The sequence below is a fragment of the Marinobacter sp. ELB17 genome, from assembly GCF_000169375.1.
Classification (GTDB): Bacteria; Pseudomonadota; Gammaproteobacteria; order Pseudomonadales; family Oleiphilaceae; genus Marinobacter.
In genome coordinates, this window is the sequence record NZ_AAXY01000005.1 from 162,268 (window position 1) to 181,793 (window position 19,526).

The window sequence follows — 19,526 nt, forward strand, 5'->3', positions numbered from 1 at the left end:
CAACACTTTTGAGGACAAACGCTTGTTGTACCTTAACGCTCTTGACCACTATCTAAAAATAGCGTCTCTCAACCCACTCCGCTTTCAGTCGAGGATCAACTCCACCTCGCCTATCGCCTCGAACACCAATCGAGCACTATGGCCGCGTTGCATTTCCAGCACACCATTAAACGTGCCGGTGGTGATCACTTCACCTGCATGAAACCCCACACCACTGGCGGCAATACGGGTATTGATCATCTGCATCAATAGTAGCGCGGGATCGCCGCCGGGGTGATCGCCACGGCCCGACAAGGCGACGTCGCCATTTAGCGACAAGCGATAGACGGCGTCCTTCATTTGCCGCAAGTTTCCGCCATCGACGCTGCTGCCTAACACGAAGCCGCCATGACTTAATCCATCGGCGAGTTGCCACAATGGAGGCACCTCGGGCCAGCTTTCAAAACGGCTATCGACCACCTCGATCGCCGCGTGCAGGCTGGCAACTTGAGCGGCTACCTCCTCCAATGTATAGGGTGCTTCCCGTGCAGGTAAGTCGCCACCCAGCACTACGGCCAGCTCCGGTTCGAGAAACACCCTATGGTAGTTGTTCCGCGCTAGCCGCGCTGGCGAATGGTGACTCTGCTCACTAAACAACCGCGAGAAGCGTGACACTTCGCCTTTAATGATGCCACCGAGTTTCCAACCTGAGGGCGTACCTGAATGCGCCGATACTCGCTCCTGAATGTCATAGGCGTCCTGCGCTTCGGTCAGTGGAATATCCTCGGGCAGCGGAATCTGCGTGTGCCGCTCGTAGGCCTCGACTAAGCGCTGAGCGCCGGCGGTTATAATCTCGTCATGCGTCATACTCAGAACCCCTTGGCGTTGCCCCGTGGACGCGCTGGCTGGGGTTTGTCGCACTTGAGAAATTCACCATAACCGGCCTCGCCCTCGGGCTTGCCGGCCCGAGATACTACCCGGCCGCGACATAGGGTAAGCATTGGGCGGCCGGTCAGCTCAAGCCCCTCGTAAGGGGTATAGTCCACGGCATGATGCAGATCGGCGTTGCGTATAGTGCTTTTCGCCGTCGCGTCCCACACTGTCAGATCGGCGTCGCTGCCGATCGCAATGGTGCCCTTGCGTGGATAAAGCCCGTAGATTTTCGCGGGGTTGGTCGCGGTCAGCGCCACGAAGCGGGTGACGTCGATACGCTCTTTAACCACCCCTTCAGAAAACAGGATCAACAGGCGTGTCTCGAGACCGGGAATGCCGTTTGGGATGTGTTCAAAATGGGCCTGTTCACCATTTAGCTTCTTACCCCTAGGATCCTCGAAGCGAAACGGCGCATGATCCGATGAAAACACCTGGAAAACTCCAGATTCGAGCCCTTGCCAGACCGCTTCTTGGGCTGCCGGGTCCCGGGGTGGCGGGCTGCATACATACTTGGCACCTTCGAACCCGTCGCGATCCAGATCCTTAGCCGTGAGCATCAAATACTGCGGACAGGTCTCACCATAGACGCGTAACCCCCGGCTCTGTGCCCAGCGAATCTGCTCAATGGTCTCGGTGCCGGAAACGTGCACGATCAGTATCGGCACATCGACCAGCTCTGCCAGTGATATCGCGCGGTGGGATGCCTCACGCTCGCCAATGCTCGAATGTGCCACGCTATGATAATAAGGCTCGGTGTTACCGCTCTCAGTGAGAATCTCGGTCAAGTAGGCGATGCAGTCAGCGTTTTCCGCATGGATCATAACCATGGCGCCTTCGCGACGCGCCAACGCCAGAACTTTGAGAATCTCTCGATCGTTGAGCTTGAGGTCATCGTAGGTCATGTAGATCTTGAAAGAGCTATAGCCCTCCTTGATCAGCGCCGGTAGCTCGTCTTTCAACACAGTTTCGGTAGGATCGCTGACGATCATGTGAAAAGCGTAGTCGATGAAAGCCTGGCCGTCGCTGCGCCGGTGATAATCTTCCACCGCTGCACGTAGACTCTGTCCTTTCTGTTGGGCGGCAAAGGGCATCACTGTGGTGGTGCCCCCGCAAGCCGCCGAACGCGTACCGGTGTAAAAGCCGTCGGCCATTACCGCGCCGTCGCCGAGCGGTTGATCAAGATGGCAATGCGCGTCGATGCCGCCGGGCAATACCCATAATCCTTCAGCATCGATGACCTTAGTGGCCGTGCCCAGCTGATGACCGAGTGCTACAATGCGCCCCGCCCTGATGCCGATATCGGCGCAGTAACAGTCTGCAGCGGTAACAATTCGGCCGTTTTTAATCAATGTGTCGAAGTTTTGCATGACGTTGCTGCCTTTGTTTTCGTTGTGAATGCTGGCTTGGCGGTACGTGCTATCCCGCCAAAAATTACCATCGATAGGGACTCAGCCTCTCTTTCAGAGCTTCGGCTGCAGACTTTCGCAATAGGCAAGCCAACCGCCACTTACCGTGATATCCACTACCGCCGGCAGGCTGATTGCCGACTCTATTAGGCACATGCTTAAAGACCCCGATCCGTCCTCCAGCTCGATGACCGTGAGCTCTAGCTCCCCAGGCTCACTCGGCAACAGGCGATCTCGCAGCTGCGCGTAAGAGACGTCATAAAGTTCACCGGGTATTTTTGCGCCGCCATCTCGCACCGGAAAAAGCCCGGGGAATTCGTCCCGAACGGAATAAAATCGGTAGTTAGCCGCCGTTTTAACCTTGCCTAGAAACGTAGCGCCTTCCAGCGCAAAATTTGTGGAGCCACCAGACATCGCCTGGCCATTCACAAACATGCGTAACTTCAATTCATTTTCTTTCATCGCTTCATCGCTTCATCCATTCATCCATTCATTCGATCCGAAAAGTCTTTTCTAAACGCCTGCATTAGGACTGTATTTCATTTCGACGAAACGTTCGCCCGACCGATGTCCTGAAAGCGCCCATCAAGCCCGGCCTTCTTTACGATCAGAAAGAACGCCAGGGTAAAGGGAAAGCCCACTAGCCAGGAATAATCGAGAAACAGGAAGGACACCACCGCTCCGGCTACGAGAGACGACATACCTGCTGGACTGAATCCACTTGCATAGCGATAAGTGTTTTTATCGTAAAGCTTTACCACGTCGAGTTGTGTTTTGCGCAGGATGAAATAGTCCGCCAGCATGATGGCGGTTGCCGGTCCCAAAAAACTCGCATAGAAGTTCTGGAACTTGAAGAAGTAATCGCTGGAGAACAAATACCAGGGTGCTGTTACCACCGATAGCGCGGCGACCAAAATGATGCCGCCGTGCCAGGAAATCTTGAAGATGTCCTGGAAGGCCAATGCTGGCGGTAGAATATTGAGCGTTAGGTTGGAGGTAATCTGCGCCAGGATGATGAACACCAAAAGCACGATGCCAAACGCCGGATTAGGGGCCAGTTCGACAAGGCCAGCGATAGGATCGGTGCTACCGGTTGCTAGGCCAATCAGCATGCCGGACAGGATCATAAACAGCCATGGCGGGATGACGCCAAAGAAGTTGGCAATTGCGCTTACACGCAGAATAGAACGCCCCCGCGGATCGACTTGGCGGGTCAAGTCGGAGCTGTTGAGAATGACGGTCGTCCAGTTGGCGAAGGCAGCCATCATGCCGGCGATCCACAATAGCCCCCAGGAACCGGGTACTTCCGAAGCAACGGAAAAATTGATATTACCTTTGGCGAATACTACATAGAAAAAATACAACAACATGGCGAAGATGATCAGCGACATCGTGCCATTGAAGCGCGTGATCGTACCCACGCCGCGATAGGCCAGCAAACTCTGCAGAATTAATAAAAAGAAGAAATAGACCCAGACATTGCCGAGCCCAAATAGGCTGGTCGTGACCTGCTGCAAGGCCAGAGCGCCAATCCAGGTACCGATACCGTTCCAGGCGATGGCCGGTATGCATCTTAAAATGGCGACGATCTTGGTGCCTTGAGTGCCGAATGCCGTCCGCCCCTGAACGATGAACGGAATGCCGTAACGCATGCCAGCATGACCTTGTAGCGTCATCAACAGGGCGACCAATACACTGGCGACCACCCCCGCCACAATTACCTGAATGAAATTCAGAGCTCCCACCGGGTGCAGCAAGTACAACCCGATCACCATGATCTGGACGATGATGCCTGAAGACCAGAATACCAGGGCATAACTGCCTTGGGTCATCGGGCGATGCGCCTCCTCCACCGGCTGAAGGCCATCCCGCGACGCCGAGGCGCTGTGTGTATTGTCTGTGTTGTCCATGCTGCGATCCTCTTATTGTGGCTGTTGGAGGCGGCTGCGCCTTGGTGCAATCGCCCGGGAGCCCTCCGGCGACCTAGCCCATGGCATTAGGGAGCCACAACACCAGCCCCGGCCAGATAATGATCAGCAGCACGAATAGCAGCATGATGACGAGGAACGGCAGACTGCCGAGCATCACATCAGTGATCGAGCCCTTGCCGCGTACCCCCTGCACCACGTAGAGGTTCATGCCGATCGGTGGAGTGATCAGCGAGATCTCCATCATTATTACCAGGAAGATGCCAAACCACACCGGGTCGTAGCCAAACTCCACCACCATCGGCACGACGATGGGCACGGTGGCGATCATCATCGACAGCGTTTCGAGAAAGCAGCCCAGCACCAGGTAGAACACCACCAGCACCAGAATTAGCCCAAGCGGCGTGAGGCCCAGGTCGGCGACCCAGTTGGTCAGAGTGAAGGGAATGCCCAGAATGCCGACGATGTAGTTCATGAAGAAGGCGGCAACGATGATCAGCAGGATCATCGCCGTGGTCCGTGCCATCGACAGGAAGCACTCGTGCAGCATGCGAACCGTCAGCTTGCGATAGATTGCTGCAAGCACCAATGCCGCAACCACGCCCAGCGCCGCCGCCTCGGTGGGCGTGGCCCAGCCGCTGTAGATGCTGCCGATGACGATCGCGAAGACGAACGCTGGCGGGAGCAGGTCGGCCAGTGAACGTAGCCGCTGGCGAAGCGGCACGGGCGGCTCCGCGTCGCCGGCCACGCCAGGGCGTAACAGACTGAAGGCCATGATCGCGAGCATGAAGCACCCAGCGAGCACCAGCCCAGGCAGGATACCGGCGATGAACAGCTTGCCGATGGAAGTGTTGGTGATGGCACCGTAGATGATCATATTGATGCTGGGTGGAATCAGGATGCCCAGGGTGGCACCAGCGGCCAGGGTCCCCAATGCCAGGCGCTCGTTGTAGCCGCGGTCGGAGAGGGCCGGCAGTGCGACGGTGCCGATGGTCGCGGCAGTGGCCACCGACGACCCCGACATCGCGGCGAACACAGTTGATGCGCCGATGTTGGTATGCAACAGCCCGCCGGGCATACGACTCAGCCATACCGACAGCGCGCTATACATGCGCTCGGTGACGCCACTGCGCAGCAACAACTCGCCAAGCAGGATAAAAAGGGGGATCGCCGTGAGTAGGAAGTTGTTTAGCGTGCCCCACAGCGTATCGCCAAACGAATACAACAGTGGCAGCCCTAGATACATCAGCGTGCCGATGGCCGAGACGCTAAAGATCGCCACCGCGACGTGGACGCCGATCGCCATCATGCCGAGCAGGATGATGAAACCGATCAACACCTCGAAGGGACTAATCATTCATGATGGCTCCTTTGTGGCGCCTGCACCGTGCCGGAGACATAGTCGTGGCGCGCCTCGTCAAGTTCGTCGTCCGGCGAACGGGCATCGAACTCGCGGTTGAGGCGGCTGATGTCGCCGGTCACCAGCAGGAAGACGGCCCTGAGCGCCAGTAAGGCAGCGAGCAGGGAGAATACCGTGAGCCCCGCGACCCACAGCGACTGCGGAATCCAAAGCGGCGTCTGCAATGGCGTACTGGCATGGCTTTGGAATTCTAGGGTGACCAACAGCGTGTCGACGGCGCGCCACAGCATGAAGGCTGCGAAGGTGGCCAATAACAGCGCCGCCGTGGCATTCAGCGGCGCACGCAGGACGCCGGGGAGATTGGCGAGCAACACGTCCACGCGGGTGTGCGAACGCCGCAGCAAGGCATAGGCGAAGCTGAACGACACGCCGATGGCCATCACATAGCCGCCGATCTCGTCGACCCCCTGCAAGGAAAAATTAAAGAACTTGCGTGCGATGACCTCGAAGGTAATCAATACTGACAGGCACAACCCCCCATAACCGGCGGCGAGCGCCGCACCATGGGCCAGGCCGTTGGCGGCGCGATAGACGTCATTTGTTTTCATGGTAGACCTCTCAGTACGGGGCGAGAGGCAAGCGCCTCAGGCCCCTCTCGGTTACTGGATGGTATAGCCCGTCGCGTCGCCGACTGTGTCGTTCCATACCTGGGTGCACTCGGGGTAGATCTGGTTGCAGTTCTCGCCCCATACCGGCAGTACGGTCTTCTCGGTGATCTCGCGCACCTGCTGCGAAGACGACGCGCCGATATCCACCAGGGTCATGTCGTACTCGGTATGGCGTTCGCAGCCATCCTGGCCGGTACTGCAGGCGATCGCATCGTCATTGACGTTATAGGCGATGTCCCACATCTGCTGCTCCATCTCCTTGAACGCTGCCGTCAGCATTTCTTGCTGGGTAGCATCGAGGCGGTTCCATGCACCCAGGTTCATGAAGTGACCCTGCACCGAGAATGACAGCGGCAGCGGCACCAAGTGGGTGGTGACCTCGGGCCACTTGCCGCTGTTGGCTGCGGTGGGTGCGGTCACGCCGCAGTCGACCACGCCACGCTGCAACGCCAGGTAGACCTCGCTGAATTGTAGGGTCACCGGCGTCGCCCCCAGGCCTTCGACCAGCCGCGACATTGACGGTGTGAACACGCGCACCTTCTTGCCGGCCAGGTCGTCCACCCCATCGATCTCGCCATTGCAGAACAGCATCTGCGGGCCGAATGGCCACAGTGTCATCAGCTTGGCATTGAAGCGTTCCTGAAGTCGCGCGTCCATCTTCTCGCGAATGGCCTCGACGACATTACGTTGCTCATCAAGGTCCTGCGCCACACCGGCCAGGTCGACGCCTTCGAAGAATGGGTCATCACGCGAGGCCATGCCGATCTGCACCGACATCACGTCGAAGGCGCCGGTACGGATCATGCGAAGCGCGTCTGCGGCCTTGAGGCCGATGGCATCCATGGTGTTGTAGGTCACGTTGAGGTCGTCGCGTTCATTGAGCTTGCTGAAGAAGGGGCGCTCGACCTGTTCGACGTGGATTTTGTTGCCCGAGAAGTTACCCACTACCCGTAGCTGGGTTTCAGCCTGGACCAGGCCTCCCAGCGCCATTCCACAGGCGCACGCTGTTAGCAAGGAAACTCGCTTGATTGTGGTTGTATGCATACTACACCTCTATACTCGTTGGGTTGTTGTTAAGATATCGGGAGTGAATCCCACCACACCGAGGAGCCCTAGTAAGGGCTCTTGCTATTAAGGTCGGACTCAGGTCCTCAAACGCCGGTCCTCAAATAGGCCTCCCCAGCCCTGGATGCGGGCCGGGTCGATGTTTGCCATCTGCAGGGTCTTCCAAACGGTCACGCTGACCGAGTCATAAATCGGGATACCGAGCTCGCGCTCCAGCTCGGCGACGATGCCCGCCCCGCGCAGGTTGGTGCACAGGATGGTGATCGCGTCGGGCCGCGACTTGGCGACCTCGCGCACCATGTTGGCCAGGGTGGCTTCGTCATACTCGGAGAAGGAGAAGTTGCCGCGGTCGTTCAGGTGGCGCTCGGCGACCACCTCGTGCCCAGCCTGACGGTAGTTCGTCACGATGGCTGCTTGGATATCGTCCAGATAGGGCGTCACCAGCCCCAGGCGACCGACCTCGGTGCGCTCCAATACCTCGTTCAGCGCCAGTACGCTGGTGGTGGCCGGCACCCCGGTGACCTCCTCAATCGTGGCACACAGCCGGCGGTCGGCTTCGAAGCCAAGCCAGCTTGAGGAGGTACCGTTCCAGGCAATCACGTTCATCCGAGCATCGTTCAGCAGCTGCGCCGCCTCCAGCAGTGGCGCCGGATCGAACTGTGCCAGGGCGTCTTCACTCATGGAAATCTCCTTGACGGTGAAGCGCTGGAAGTGGGCCGTGACCTGCGGTAGCAGACCATGCAGTAAAGCGCCGGTATAGGGTTCCAACACGGTATTGGAGGAAGGCGTCAGCATGCCGATGAGGGTCCGCTCCATGAGGTTAATCCTTTGTTGTCGTTATGGTCTGCGAGGAAATATTTTTATATTTGGAATTTGGAATTTGGAATTTGGAATTTGGAATTTGTATGATGACTCGAGTATTACACAGAGTTAGAATACTGCAAGCATGTATTTTCACACGATCGAACCGGCATACGCCGCGCCAGCCAACAAGAGGTAAACCTCACCATGGTCGAGACTTCCCTATTCACTCGCGAAGATAAGTGGCGCGACGCTTCCCCCCGGCCCACGCCATTGCGGCGGCGCTCACTGTACGAGGCCGTGACCGAGCGGCTGCGCGAGATGGTGCTGGAGGGCGAGCTGGAACCCGGTAGCCGAATCTCTGAAAAGGAGTTGTGCGAAGCCTTCGAGGTTTCGCCAACCCCCCTCCGCCAGGCACTCAAGGTACTGGTCAGTGAGGGGTTAGTAGAAATGCTTCCCAATCGCGGCGCTAAGGTCACCGAAGTCGACGTCCAGGAAGTGGCCGATCTGTTCGATGTGATGACGGTGCTGGAGGGTCTCTCGGGCACCCTGCTGGCCTCCCGGGCGAGCGATGCTGAGATCGCCGAGATCCGCGGCCTCCATGAGTGCATGATGGAGCAGTTTCGCAATAACCAGCGCAGGGAGTACTTCCAACTCAACCAGGCTATCCACCGACGCCTTTCCGAGATCGCCGGCAACCGCGTGCTGCTCGAACTCGAGACCTCGCTGACGCTCAAGATCACCCGAGCCCGCTACGCCGCAAACATGCAGATGGGGCGCTGGGAGGAGTCCGCCAGGGAGCATGAATACTTTGTCGAGGCACTCGAGAGGCGCGATGCCCAAGGGTTGTCCGCCGCCATGAGCCTGCACATGCGCAAGACCGGAAACGCCGTCATCCGACGCCTGAAGCAAGACTGATCTCTCGTCCCCCCCCTCTGTCAGCCTAGTTGTGTGTGCCACAGCAATACGGCTCGGTTTTACAGGAGTTTACCGGGCTGCATGAGAAGCTATTGAAGTGATGGAGGAACCGAACGCCGGAGTCTGCCTGCTGGGACTAGCTCCAAACCACCCTGAACGGCATTGGCTGAAGACCGTTGCCGTAAGCATCGGGGGAAAGGCTCACTCAGGTGGTGTGTCAGGCAAGAGCCGAGAAGGCGCGAGCTTGGTTCAGGCATTTGAACGGAACTGTGGAAGCTTAATACCGTGATGTTAAGGGAGGGCGTCAGAAGAAAAGCGAGATGCAGAGTACCGATGCACGGATTGAGGACGGATGGCCTTGTAATAGTGTTGATGGATCTGTAATGGATGCGGAGCGAAGGAGGCGAGTTGCTTCAGTGGATCCATGGGCCAACTTTTTTGGAAGGATGAACCAGTGACATCCGAACCTGTGGGCGCGCCACTTATTAGTCTTCCACGCCTCCGATGTGCTTGCCAACGGCCATCATCAGCCGCCTCCACTGATCCGTTGCGCCAATTCCAGGATCTCGTCCCGGCGATTCAATCTGTTGATGAAACGCTCGGGAATTTTATCGATACCGACGCTTGCGCCGACAAGCGCTCCGGTGAGCATCGCCCGTGCCATGTTCTGACCACCGCCGTTAATTGCGTGCAATACCGCGCTTTCGAAATCCTGTTCGAAACGCGCGGCGAGGTAGTAGGCTGCCGGCAGCTGGTGATAGATCGCGCAAGGCATCCCGTAGACGATCGATACTTTCGAAGCGGGTTCGATCGTTACGCCTGGATCGTGTGCTGCGCATGCCATGTAACCCGGGCTCAGAAGCGCGTCGGGCGATGCAAACACACCGTCGAGTGACGCCTCGATATCGCCTGGCTGTGGAGGTTGCAGGTCGTCACGCACGATGGTGTGAAACGGCAGGTCGCCGGCTTTGACCTGCCGCATCAACGTGCCGGAGATGTCGGCATCGAGTCGGCGACCTTGTAGTAGCTGCGCAAGGACGGCGCAGAACGCGACGGTCATCGACTGCACAATGTCGTCGGACTGCGTCAGTGCCGTGTTCGATACGACGGCTTTGGCCATGCGTCGAGGCTGGCGCGCATAGCGAATAGCGAGCGGTAGCACGCGCTCGAGCGCTTCGGTGTTGTCGGCCCGCCCGGCGACGTCGCCCCAGGATCGACCATCGCGGACTCGGGCGTTCCAGGCGTCACGGATCGACTGACTTGTGTAACCACCGGGTCCTGAGACGGGTGTGCCGTCGAGCTTGGGGAACAGCTCCTCATCAAGTCGTCTGCAGAAATCTGCTTCGTCGTAGCCGTCGCAGTCGATGAGCGAGTGGGCCATCAGCAGCATCAGGATGCCTTGCTGTGACGAGTCGCCGGCTTCCGACCCTGCGTGATAGCGCCCTGGCTGCGGATCGGCGTAATCGTCGATCCATTCGCCGTAGTCACGGACCTGTTCTTCGAGATCGTAATACCAGTGTGGGCCGAGACCAAGTGCATCGCCGACGAGTGCGCCAACGAAGGCGCCGGCTGCTCGCTGTTCGAACGATAGGTCAGTGGCGGGTTTAGGGTGCATGAGGGTCTACTCTTTCTTCAGTTTGTTTCGGGATGTTACGCCTGGCGTAGGGTAGCCTGCAAGAAACGGACTTTATTGTACGCAAGGCACGTCCGAACCGTTAATTGTCATAGAACTTCCAATGAATCAATGCATCGTCTGCAAGAATCCGATCCTGCTATTCGCAAGCTGTTGAAACCTTAGTATATTTATCACGCTACCGTAAAATAAAATCCGTTTCCTGAATGCTCACCAACTACGCCAATTAGCGATCAATATTCAGCGCCAAATACCGATCAAAGTCACAAACGGCCTTTTTGCGGGGGGGGGGGTGGTAGACGTACGCCCAGATAACTATGTAATTCTGTGCGATATATAGAGCGAGGGGTATGAATTCCTGGGCGTAAGGGCGTTTTCTGTCAGTCCCCGTGTTGAGCAATGTACGAACCAGAATTCCTTCCTTTTCTCAATGCACGAACCATAATAATGGCCTGCGACTAAAACACACCCCTCTGAAATAGAAATTGTCCGAGTATGGTAGGTATCACCGGATGTTTCTCTCGGAAAGCTCTATTCAATCGCTAGTAACACAGCCTAACTGGCGCACTCGTTCAATGAGCGACTGGCGCCGAACATCAAGACTGTCAGGATTCGTCTTACTCGAGAGTTTTTCCCGGTCTTTCCGACCACAAAAATAGGCTATCCGGCCTGCATTGGCACCCGAAGCATGGGGCAGCCCAAACAAGACTCGATCGCCAGCGACTACCTTTTCTGCAATCAGCCTTTCAAAAACCGCATCAACTCCGTTAACCATGGGGATATAGATCGCTTCATTGGGTAGCTGCTGGATCTCCTCTGTCAGGCCGCTCCTGGCCATGTTCCAAAGGTAGTGGTTATTCACCATCGCAGTGCCGCCTGAAAAATTGGCGCCATTGGCAAAAACGGGGTTCCTCAACGCCGATGTGAAGTGAATCAGATCCTGCCGGCTTTCAAAAAGCTCAGCGGTGGAACTAATCCCGAGCCATTGCTGTAGGCCGATTTGATCCAGCATTGCCGCAAAATTACGCCGCATGGGGCCCGCAAAACTCGCTGCATGCTTGGCAGTTTTGAGAACCTCATCTGTTGATCGGTCTTTCGTAAGTTCCTCCTGAGCCGTTGCCAGTTCAATGTTGGCTTGCTGTATACCAGGGGTAATCCCGCAAACGACGACCTTGGCACCGCGGTTAACGTGTCCGAAAGGCGCGTAATATTTTTCATATACCCCATCCTCGCTGAGCCGAAGTGCCTCTGGCATCTGCTTGTTGTTCAAAGAGAGGGTATTCAAGATACTGAAAAATTTGTTGTTCATGCTATTTTCCTGGTTTCCAGTAAAGTGTTCAAATTAAATGTATTAATGGATTGCTTGGTGTTTTTTGTAACTGTGACCAACAGTTATAATGTGGCCGTCCGAGCTCGCAATGAGAGGTTTTTTTGTACTGCCCTTTAATGTTGCTCATGACGTCGGTACCCAAGTATCAAGTGCTTCGGACAGGGCCTTCCGTTCTTGTTCGTTAGAAGGCAGCGTTGTCGCCTGGAAACCCCAGCGTGGCCACAAAGGCTTTGATCTTGCGCCGGTGACGGGAAATAGTCGTAAAGTCGACCTGCATCTGTTTGCCAGGCGGCGTCTCAAAGCGAACCACCGGATCAGATTCAACGGTTTTAAAGTCGGTAATGTAGCGCTTGAGCTGGCTGACCCCGCCGGCATAGCCGCGATCCTGAATCTCTCTTAGCAACACGGTTGCCGGTATCCAGTGTGGCTTCGCCGCTTCGATCCGCGCCAGCAAATAGTCTTTGTAGGGGTCCAGCTTAGTCGTTCTCTGCGTTCGGTCTGGATAGGTGGGCACCGTGCTCAAATCCCGCAGGTAGCGGCGTACGGTGTTGCGGGACACACCCAGCTTCTGAGCGATGGCGCGGATACTCTCGCCCTGACGATGCAATACATGAATTTCCACAAGTGTCTCCTGAGTCAACATCGGCCGCCGCTCTGATCGTGTGATTAGGCGGCCGTTTTGCCTCAGGTGGGTCAGTTTCAAGTTGGCGCTAGGGGGTTAGTATTACTCTGGCGGTGACACATTCAGGGGCGGGAGAAAACTCGATGGGGTCATGCGTTGTTGGAAACAATCAGCGCTGAGTGGGCTTCTACGAGACCGACGGACAAGACCCACACGAGGACGACCTCAGCATAAAGCTGTTGTACCCTTGGTCCTTTCCCTTGCATGCAGTCACCGAAAGGAAGCGGCAGTATGGGCAACCTCAATAATGCTTCAGAAAATATAGCATTTACTCCCCAAATGCCTGCCTAACCTCGCCAAAGCCGATGTACTAATCCTTAATGACTGGGGTCTTATGAAACTAGTGCAGAGAACCGAAGAGGCTTGCCGGAAGGGCTGGAAGAACGTTACGGCCGTTGCTCCACCATCGCAACCAGCCAGCGCCCTATCGAGGAATGGCTGGTTCACAACGCTTACAAGATCAATCTCAGGGGCGAATCCATGCGAAAACGACAAGCAAAGTTGACGGACACCACGGCTTCGGAGTAACAATGGAATCCCCGCATCGCTACGCTCCGATGGATGGCAACCTTCAACGGTTTACGCAGTTGCGTTTTAAAATTGAGTGCAGCCCGGCCCCTTCAGTAGGGCCGGTGCAGTGCCAAAGCGGAAGTGCGAGAATGATCTTGCCAAGCATTTGTGGTCATCGAGCTATACGATTATTCTGACCTCAGACAGCACTGGACTCTGACTACCGAGATGGTAGGCGGGTGCTGCCACGCAACATGGGAGTAACCGGCAAGATGAGATGCTCGGGCTGCATGTCCTCCTGTACCATCTGTTTCATAAGCAGTTCAGTAGCTTTTTGGATCATTATGTCGACTGGTTGCCTGACCGTGGTCAGGGAGTGACTAGGCCAGGCTGCCATAGGCACGTCGTCAAAACCGATGATCGAGACGTCGCTTGGCACCTTGAGAGTGAATTCGTGACGCAGAATTTCCATGACTGCGATTGCCATCAGGTCATTGGCTGCGAAGATGGCATCAGGGGGCGTACGTGAGCTGAACAGACGGCGGGTCGCCTGGCAGGCATCCTCGTAGCGATAGTTTCCGATCTCGATGGTCAGACAGTCTTGGTTCATAGAATGCAGCCCCTCAAGAAATCCTGCCTCTCGCTGCTGATGCGTTGAGGAATCCGGCAGACCACCTAGGAAGGCAATGCGTTGATGTCCCAGTGATGCCAGGTAGCGACCTGCCCAGTAGCCGCCCTGAATGTTGTCGCTGCCTACTTGACTAATACCGGGATAGTCCACAGTACGGTTTATGACGACGACCGGTATACCGAAGTCGTCCACCAGCCTTGCCTGGGCCTGGGTCATGGTGATGGCTAGCATCAAAACACCCTCGACCTGACTGCGAATGATGTTATCCAGAACAGCGTCGAAGTCGCCGCTAGGTGGGGCGAAGAACATTAGCAAGTGATACCCCTCTGCCTGAAAGAAGCGTGAGGCCTTCTCCAGCATAGAGCTGTAGAATGGATTCTCCAGGCTGTAGGTCACCACAGCTATGGTGCGACTGGAGCGGGTGATGAGCGAGCGGGCAATCGTGTTAGGGCGATAGCTCAGCTCGCGGGAGGCATCCATTACCTTCCTGCGAGTCTTTTCCGAGATCTTGGCGTTGGGGGAGAACGCGCGGCTGACAGCAGATTGCGAGACACCGGCCAAATGGGCGACATCGCGCGAGGTAACAGATTTTCTTTTCATCGATTCACTGTTCTCCGAGCCGAAAGGGCCTCTATCTTTATGATGGTGTGGGTTAAATGTGCTCCAGTGAGTTGTATGAATCGATCCTCTTAACATAAATACTGCTGTTGTCCAGCACCGACTGCTCTTCGTCTTCGGTCAGCTCTCTGACTACCTTGGCGGGGGCGCCGACGACCAGAGAACGTGTCAGGAAACGTTTGCCGGAGCTGATCAGCGCCCCGGCACCGATTATGCGGTGCCGGGGCGCTGTGGAGCAGTGTCGCATTCATGCCCACCAGCGTGCCGTTCCCAATAGTGCATCCATGCTGACCCGGTAGCCGGGATAAATATTCACCACATAGCCATCCTGCAGGTTACTTCCTTTTCCCACTATGATCGGTTCATTTTTTACCGCGCAGCCCCCATTCGGCAGACTGTAACACCACAGGCCAAATGAATGCGACCGATCAACGCCGCCTCATCCAAGACCATGGCACCAGGATCTATAGGGGGGTGTTTGCCCCTCGAATTAATAGACAGATATGGACATGTCTCCTTAGAAGCCGACTTGGTCAGCGCCTTTGAGTTGTAGCAACTCACGCGCTTCGTCAGGGCTCGCTACTTCGAAGGAGAGGCCCTCGAGAATCTCGCGAACCTTGGTCACTTGGCTGGCATTGCTCTCGGCAAGTTTGCCTGGCGCAAGCCATAGCGAGTCCTCGAGTCCAACGCGGACATGGCCGCCGATGGCTGCCGCTTGGGCAGCAATACGCATCTGGCTACTGCCTGCACCCAGCACGGACCACTCATATTCATCGCCGAACAACCGGTTTGCGGTGCGGCGCATGTGCATTACGTCTTCGGGATGGGGGCCGATGCCGCCCAGAATGCCGAATACGCTCTGTATGAAGATGCGTCCCCCAATGATGTTTCGATCCATCAGGTGGCGCAAGCTGTAGAGGTGGCCGATATCGTAGCATTCGCATTCGAAGCGGGTACCGTTCTTGCCGCCAAGCGTCATGGCTGTCTCGATGTCAGCGAAGGTGTTCTTGAATACTAGGTCACGGCTATTCTCGAGATGAGCGCGCTCCCACTCGTGCTTGAAGTTGTCATAGCGGTTGAGCATGGGAAACAAGCCGAAATTGATTGACCCCATGTTCATCGAAGCAAGTTCTGGCTTGAACTCCATGGCCGGGCGCATGCGCTCCTCCACGGTCATGTGTGGGCTACCACCGGTGGTCAGGTTGATGATCGCATTGGTGGAGGACTTGATACGTGGCAAGAAGCGCTCGAAAACCGCAGGGTCCTGAGTGGGACGGCCATTCTTTGGGTCTCTCGCGTGAAGGTGCAGGATGGAGGCACCTGCCTCGGCGGCAGCGATACCTGCCTCGGCGATCTCCTCCGGCGTGACCGGTAGGTGAGGTGACATGGAGGGGGTGTGTATAGCGCCTGTCACAGCACAGGTAATGATGACCTTGCGTTGGGTAGCCATGTAAATGTTTCTCCTGCTAGGTAGGTGTCTAGGTTCAGAAAGGGGAAATGCTGCGCTGATGTGCCATCAGCGCCATGAGGCGACGGTCGCGCCAGGCTTGCCGGTCGGCGAGACCATCGCTTGGGAGACGCTCTCGGCGCTCCTTGTCGAGCGCGTTTAGCGTCGTGGTGTCCCAAGGGTTGTCGTCACCTCGCTGTTGATCGATGGCATGGTAAAGCTGGCCGTAACGGGCGCCATAGTCGATCACACCGGATGGTGCATTGAGGTCGATAGTCTCGAAGGGCCCCATGAAGGACCAGCGCAGCCCCAGCCCGTGCTTAACGGTCTTGTCGAGATCCTCGGCGGAAACGTATCCGTCACGGAACAAGCGCAGGGCCTCGTTGAGCAGGGCGCCCTGCAGGCGGTTGAGGATGAAACCCTGGACCTCTTTGCGAACCAGGATCGGCACCTGCCCAGCCTGTTCCATTAGTAGCATTGTACTTTTCACAGCCGCGTCCGAGGTGTCCAGGGTGGGAACGACCTCTACCAGCGGGATCAGGTAGGGCGGGTTTACCGGATGCGCGACCAGGCAGCGTTCCGGGTGGCGCAGATGCGCGGTGAACTGCGAGGCGGCGATACCCGAGGTGGAGCTGGCCAGCACAGCGTCTTTGGCTGCCACCGCCTCCAGGTCGGCGTAAATGCGCCGCTTGGCATCGACGTTCTCTGGCCCGCACTCCTGGATGTACTCGGCGCCTGCCATAGCGCGAGCCAAATTGTTCTCCGTCTGGATAAGGGACAGAGGGGCTTCCACGTCCTCGATCAGTCCGGCCTGCTGCAGATCGTCGAGGGACTGGCGAATGGCCTCCCGAACCTTGCCCAAGGCAACAACATCCACATCATAAAGAGACACGGAAATACCGGCCCTGGCGAAAACGATGGCCCAGGCGCGGCCGATTAGGCCTGCGCCAACGATGCTTATACGAGCTGTCATGATGTGACTCCGTTGCCGGTCATAAGGATTCGACGTTGGCGCAGACGCTCAACGCTTGACCCGAGATGTTGGCGCCCCCCGGCGCCGACAGGAACAGCGCCATAGCGGCGATGTCGTTGGGTTCCACCATACGTCGCAGGGAAATCTTGAAAAGATTTTCCTGCTCCATCTCGGTGTAGCTGATCTCGCGCTTGGCTGCGCGATCCTTGATGACCTTCTCAATGCGGGGCCCGCGCACGATACCGGGCAGAATAGCGTTGACACGCACCCCCTCAGGGCCGAGCTCGCATGCTAGGCTCTTTGTTAGGCCGACGACGGCCCATTTGCTAGCCGCGTAGGGGGTGCGATAGGCAAAGCCTAGGCGGCCGGCGACCGAGGCCATGTTGATCATCAGTCCCTGGCTCTTGCGCAGAAGCGGAGCAGCCCGGTGGGCTATCCGGTACTGACCGTTGAGATTGATATCGATGGTGCTAGTCCAGGCCTCAGGGCTGACCTCGTCGATCCCAGCGGTAGGGCCGGCAATGCCGGCATTATTGACAACCACGTCGAGCCCGCCTAAGGCGGTAGCATCTTGGAATAGCCGGTCGACGTCAGCTTCCAGGCTGACATTGGCCTCGGTGTAGGTGATGCCCTTGGGCAAGCTAGCTAGAGCCTGGGTGTCGATATCACAGACATGCACTCGGGCACCTGCTTCCTGGAAGGCCTTAGCGATGGCCAAGCCGATGCCATTGGCCCCCGCGGTAATCAATACTCTGAGGCCGCGGCGTGGTGTTAGGCTTTCTAAAACGGTCATGAAACTCTCTCCTTGAATAGGCTTACAGTGAAGGTAGCCAAGTGGATAGGAAGGGCAGCAAACTAATGATCATCAGATTGATGAGCACGATGCCTACGAAGGGCAGGACGGACCAAGTGAGGCGAGCAATACTAATATCGGCAATCTGGGATGCCACGAAGAGGTTGAGGCCGACCGGCGGGGTGAACATGCCCATGGCCAAGTTGACCACCATAATGATCCCGAAGTGGACGGGGTCGAATCCGAAGCTAATCGCAATAGGCAACAGGATGGGCACGAAGATCAGGATCGCCGCGGCCGCCTCAATAAACATCCCTGCAAACAGCAGCAGGAGATTGGCCAGGATGATAAACAGTAGTGGGCTGTCGATGGTCGAGATCGCGAATTGAGACACCGTGTCAGGCACTCTCAATCGCTGAAGGATGCGGCCATAAAGCCCTGCAGCGCCGATGATGCTTAGCACGATAGCGCTGGTGACAGCCGATTGCTTGAGGATGCTGACCAGGCTGCTCAGCTTGATTTCCCTATAAATGACGAAGCCGATCAGGAAGGAGTAGGCCACCGCGATGACCGCGGCTTCAGTCGGCGTGAAGATGCCTCCGTAGATGCCCCCCAAGATGATGACTGGCATGAGGATTGCCAGGATTGCCTTGCGCCCGGCTCGCAGGACATCCATCCAAGAACTCTTTTCGATACTCCCCCCCAAGCCGTTGGCCTTGGCGAAGAAGTAGGCAAAAATCAGCAGGGTCAGAGTGACTAAGATACCTGGCAGAATGCCTGCGATGAACATGTCTCCCACTGACACATTAGCGGCAATCCCATAGAGAATCAGTGGGATGCTGGGCGGGATAATGACGCCGAGGGCGCCGGAGGCGGCCTGGTTGGCGGCCGTGTACCCTCCAGGATAACCCTTGGCCAGCATGGCGGGAATCAGGATAGAGCCAATCGCTGCGGTAGTGGCTGCGCCTGATCCTGAGATAGCAGCGAAGAACAGCGAGGTGACGATGGCCACCATTGCTAGACCACCTGTCATACTGCCAACGAGGGTGTTTGAGAAGTCAACTAGGCGCTGGGAAATGCCCCCGCTCTGCATCAGGAAACCCGCAAGGATGAAGAAGGGAATCGCCATCAACGGGAAAGAGTTCACCGACGCGATAAGTTGTTGGGCGACGATCAGCATGGGTGAAAGATCCCCCTGCCAAACGGTAATAGCAGATGCCAGTCCGAGCGAGAAAGCGATGGGCACGCCGATGATGAACAGCGAAATCAGCAGCAGGAACAAGAGTAGAGTCATAATTAGTTCACCTCCTGTTTAGGCTGGCTGGGAATGTCGAGTGCCTCATCAAGCAACAACCCCAGGCTATTGATCATGATGACAACGCCTCCCGCGGGAACGGCCATGTAAGGCCACATCATGGAAATTCGGGTGCTGGGTGCTGTCTGGCTGGCGACCCGATCCGTAAGGTCGTAGCCGTGCTTTATCATTATGAAGGCGAAGAGGGCGGAACACAGGATGATGGCAATCCGCAGCAGACGGGCTAGCTTTTTTCCGGCGTATTCCAACAAGATGTCCACCGAAATTAGTGTGCCCTTACGATAGGCATATCCGGCGCCGAGGAAGGTCAACCAGAGCATTGAGAAGCGAGCTATTTCATCGGAGAAGAACAGCGGGCTACCTATCACGAAACGAGCGAATACCTGCCAGAAGATGAGCAGAGTCATCACCAGCAAAAGCCCGGCGAGTATCAAACCGATAAACCGGTTGAATTCATCGACGGCTCTGTGGGCCAGTAATAGATAAGACTTCATGGCTGGCCTCATGATTCAGGAAGTTGCCCGCAGGAGATAGTG

At 56.7% G+C, this 19,526-nt stretch carries 18 protein-coding genes and 2 pseudogenes; 2 read left to right on the forward strand and 18 right to left on the reverse strand.

Annotation, left to right across the window (positions count from 1 at the left end; translation table 11 throughout):
- Positions 1-84 precede the first annotated feature (84 nt).
- From MELB17_RS08655 to MELB17_RS08690, 8 genes are all read right to left on the reverse strand, one after another.
- Positions 85-900, reverse strand: a complete 816-nt coding sequence (locus MELB17_RS08655; RefSeq protein ID WP_157133265.1) for a 2-keto-4-pentenoate hydratase — start codon at positions 898-900, stop codon at positions 85-87.
- On the reverse strand, positions 849-2,279 hold the full coding sequence (gene hydA / locus MELB17_RS08660) for a dihydropyrimidinase (RefSeq protein WP_007349812.1): 1,431 nt from the start codon (positions 2,277-2,279) through the stop codon (positions 849-851). Before hydA ends, MELB17_RS08655 begins: the two co-directional genes overlap by 52 nt.
- A 93-nt stretch (positions 2,280-2,372) precedes the next feature.
- A complete protein-coding gene (locus MELB17_RS08665) occupies positions 2,373-2,780 on the reverse strand; it encodes a gamma-glutamylcyclotransferase (protein ID WP_007349813.1) in 408 nt (135 codons plus the stop codon).
- A gap of 77 nt (positions 2,781-2,857) precedes the next feature.
- The gene (locus MELB17_RS08670) at positions 2,858-4,228 is read right to left on the reverse strand and encodes a cytosine permease (RefSeq protein WP_007349814.1); all 1,371 of its coding nucleotides are present in this window, start codon (positions 4,226-4,228) and stop codon (positions 2,858-2,860) included.
- Positions 4,229-4,301: 73 nt separating this feature from the next.
- The gene (locus MELB17_RS08675) at positions 4,302-5,603 is read right to left on the reverse strand and encodes a TRAP transporter large permease (RefSeq protein ID WP_007349815.1); all 1,302 of its coding nucleotides are present in this window, start codon (positions 5,601-5,603) and stop codon (positions 4,302-4,304) included.
- Positions 5,600-6,214 carry a TRAP transporter small permease subunit gene (locus tag MELB17_RS08680; RefSeq protein ID WP_007349816.1) on the reverse strand — a complete coding sequence of 205 codons (615 nt, stop codon included), beginning with the start codon at positions 6,212-6,214 and terminating at the stop codon, positions 5,600-5,602. The genes MELB17_RS08675 and MELB17_RS08680 overlap by 4 nt, the downstream gene beginning before the upstream one ends.
- Before the next feature lie 51 nt (positions 6,215-6,265).
- Positions 6,266-7,264 (reverse strand): TRAP transporter substrate-binding protein, encoded by a 999-nt coding sequence (locus tag MELB17_RS08685; RefSeq protein ID WP_007349817.1) that lies wholly within the window; start codon positions 7,262-7,264, stop codon positions 6,266-6,268.
- Positions 7,265-7,417: 153 nt separating this feature from the next.
- Positions 7,418-8,155, reverse strand: a complete 738-nt coding sequence (locus MELB17_RS08690; protein WP_007349818.1) for an aspartate/glutamate racemase family protein — start codon at positions 8,153-8,155, stop codon at positions 7,418-7,420.
- A 192-nt stretch (positions 8,156-8,347) separates the two neighbouring features.
- Between MELB17_RS08690 and MELB17_RS08695 the strand changes: the two genes are divergently transcribed.
- The gene (locus MELB17_RS08695; RefSeq protein WP_007349819.1) at positions 8,348-9,058 is read left to right on the forward strand and encodes a GntR family transcriptional regulator; all 711 of its coding nucleotides are present in this window, start codon (positions 8,348-8,350) and stop codon (positions 9,056-9,058) included.
- Between the two features lie 526 nt (positions 9,059-9,584).
- On the opposite strand, the gene MELB17_RS08700 is transcribed toward MELB17_RS08695, so the two are convergent.
- The 3 genes and pseudogenes from MELB17_RS08700 to MELB17_RS08710 form a co-directional block, all read right to left on the reverse strand.
- A complete protein-coding gene (locus tag MELB17_RS08700; protein ID WP_007349820.1) occupies positions 9,585-10,673 on the reverse strand; it encodes an ADP-ribosylglycohydrolase family protein in 1,089 nt (362 codons plus the stop codon).
- A 553-nt stretch (positions 10,674-11,226) separates the two neighbouring features.
- A complete protein-coding gene (locus MELB17_RS08705; protein WP_007349821.1) occupies positions 11,227-12,000 on the reverse strand; it encodes a hypothetical protein in 774 nt (257 codons plus the stop codon).
- 226 nt (positions 12,001-12,226) lie between these two features.
- Positions 12,227-12,664, reverse strand: a pseudogene (locus MELB17_RS08710) (helix-turn-helix domain-containing protein); the annotation flags it as partial.
- Between the two features lie 316 nt (positions 12,665-12,980).
- On the opposite strand from MELB17_RS08710, the pseudogene MELB17_RS24520 reads away from it, so the two are divergent.
- Positions 12,981-13,231 (forward strand): annotated as a pseudogene (locus MELB17_RS24520) (ATP-binding protein); the annotation flags it as partial.
- 202 nt (positions 13,232-13,433) lie between these two features.
- Here MELB17_RS24520 and MELB17_RS08715 read toward each other — a convergent pair.
- The 7 genes from MELB17_RS08715 to MELB17_RS08745 all read right to left on the reverse strand — a co-directional run bounded on the left by MELB17_RS08715 (position 13,434) and on the right by MELB17_RS08745 (position 19,484).
- The gene (locus tag MELB17_RS08715) at positions 13,434-14,540 is read right to left on the reverse strand and encodes a LacI family DNA-binding transcriptional regulator (RefSeq protein WP_319795879.1); all 1,107 of its coding nucleotides are present in this window, start codon (positions 14,538-14,540) and stop codon (positions 13,434-13,436) included.
- Positions 14,497-14,709: a hypothetical protein gene (locus MELB17_RS25015; protein WP_007349825.1), complete on the reverse strand. Its 213-nt coding sequence runs from the start codon at positions 14,707-14,709 to the stop codon at positions 14,497-14,499. The genes MELB17_RS08715 and MELB17_RS25015 overlap by 44 nt, the downstream gene beginning before the upstream one ends.
- A 270-nt stretch (positions 14,710-14,979) precedes the next feature.
- A complete protein-coding gene (locus MELB17_RS08725; protein ID WP_007349826.1) occupies positions 14,980-15,912 on the reverse strand; it encodes a 3-keto-5-aminohexanoate cleavage protein in 933 nt (310 codons plus the stop codon).
- 34 nt (positions 15,913-15,946) lie between these two features.
- On the reverse strand, positions 15,947-16,882 hold the full coding sequence (locus MELB17_RS08730; RefSeq protein ID WP_007349827.1) for a 3-hydroxyacyl-CoA dehydrogenase: 936 nt from the start codon (positions 16,880-16,882) through the stop codon (positions 15,947-15,949).
- A gap of 19 nt (positions 16,883-16,901) precedes the next feature.
- The gene (locus tag MELB17_RS08735; RefSeq protein WP_007349828.1) at positions 16,902-17,675 is read right to left on the reverse strand and encodes an SDR family oxidoreductase; all 774 of its coding nucleotides are present in this window, start codon (positions 17,673-17,675) and stop codon (positions 16,902-16,904) included.
- A 22-nt stretch (positions 17,676-17,697) separates the two neighbouring features.
- Positions 17,698-18,969 (reverse strand): TRAP transporter large permease, encoded by a 1,272-nt coding sequence (locus MELB17_RS08740; RefSeq protein ID WP_007349829.1) that lies wholly within the window; start codon positions 18,967-18,969, stop codon positions 17,698-17,700.
- Positions 18,970-18,971: 2 nt separating this feature from the next.
- Positions 18,972-19,484 carry a TRAP transporter small permease gene (locus MELB17_RS08745; protein WP_007349830.1) on the reverse strand — a complete coding sequence of 171 codons (513 nt, stop codon included), beginning with the start codon at positions 19,482-19,484 and terminating at the stop codon, positions 18,972-18,974.
- Positions 19,485-19,526 lie beyond the last annotated feature (42 nt).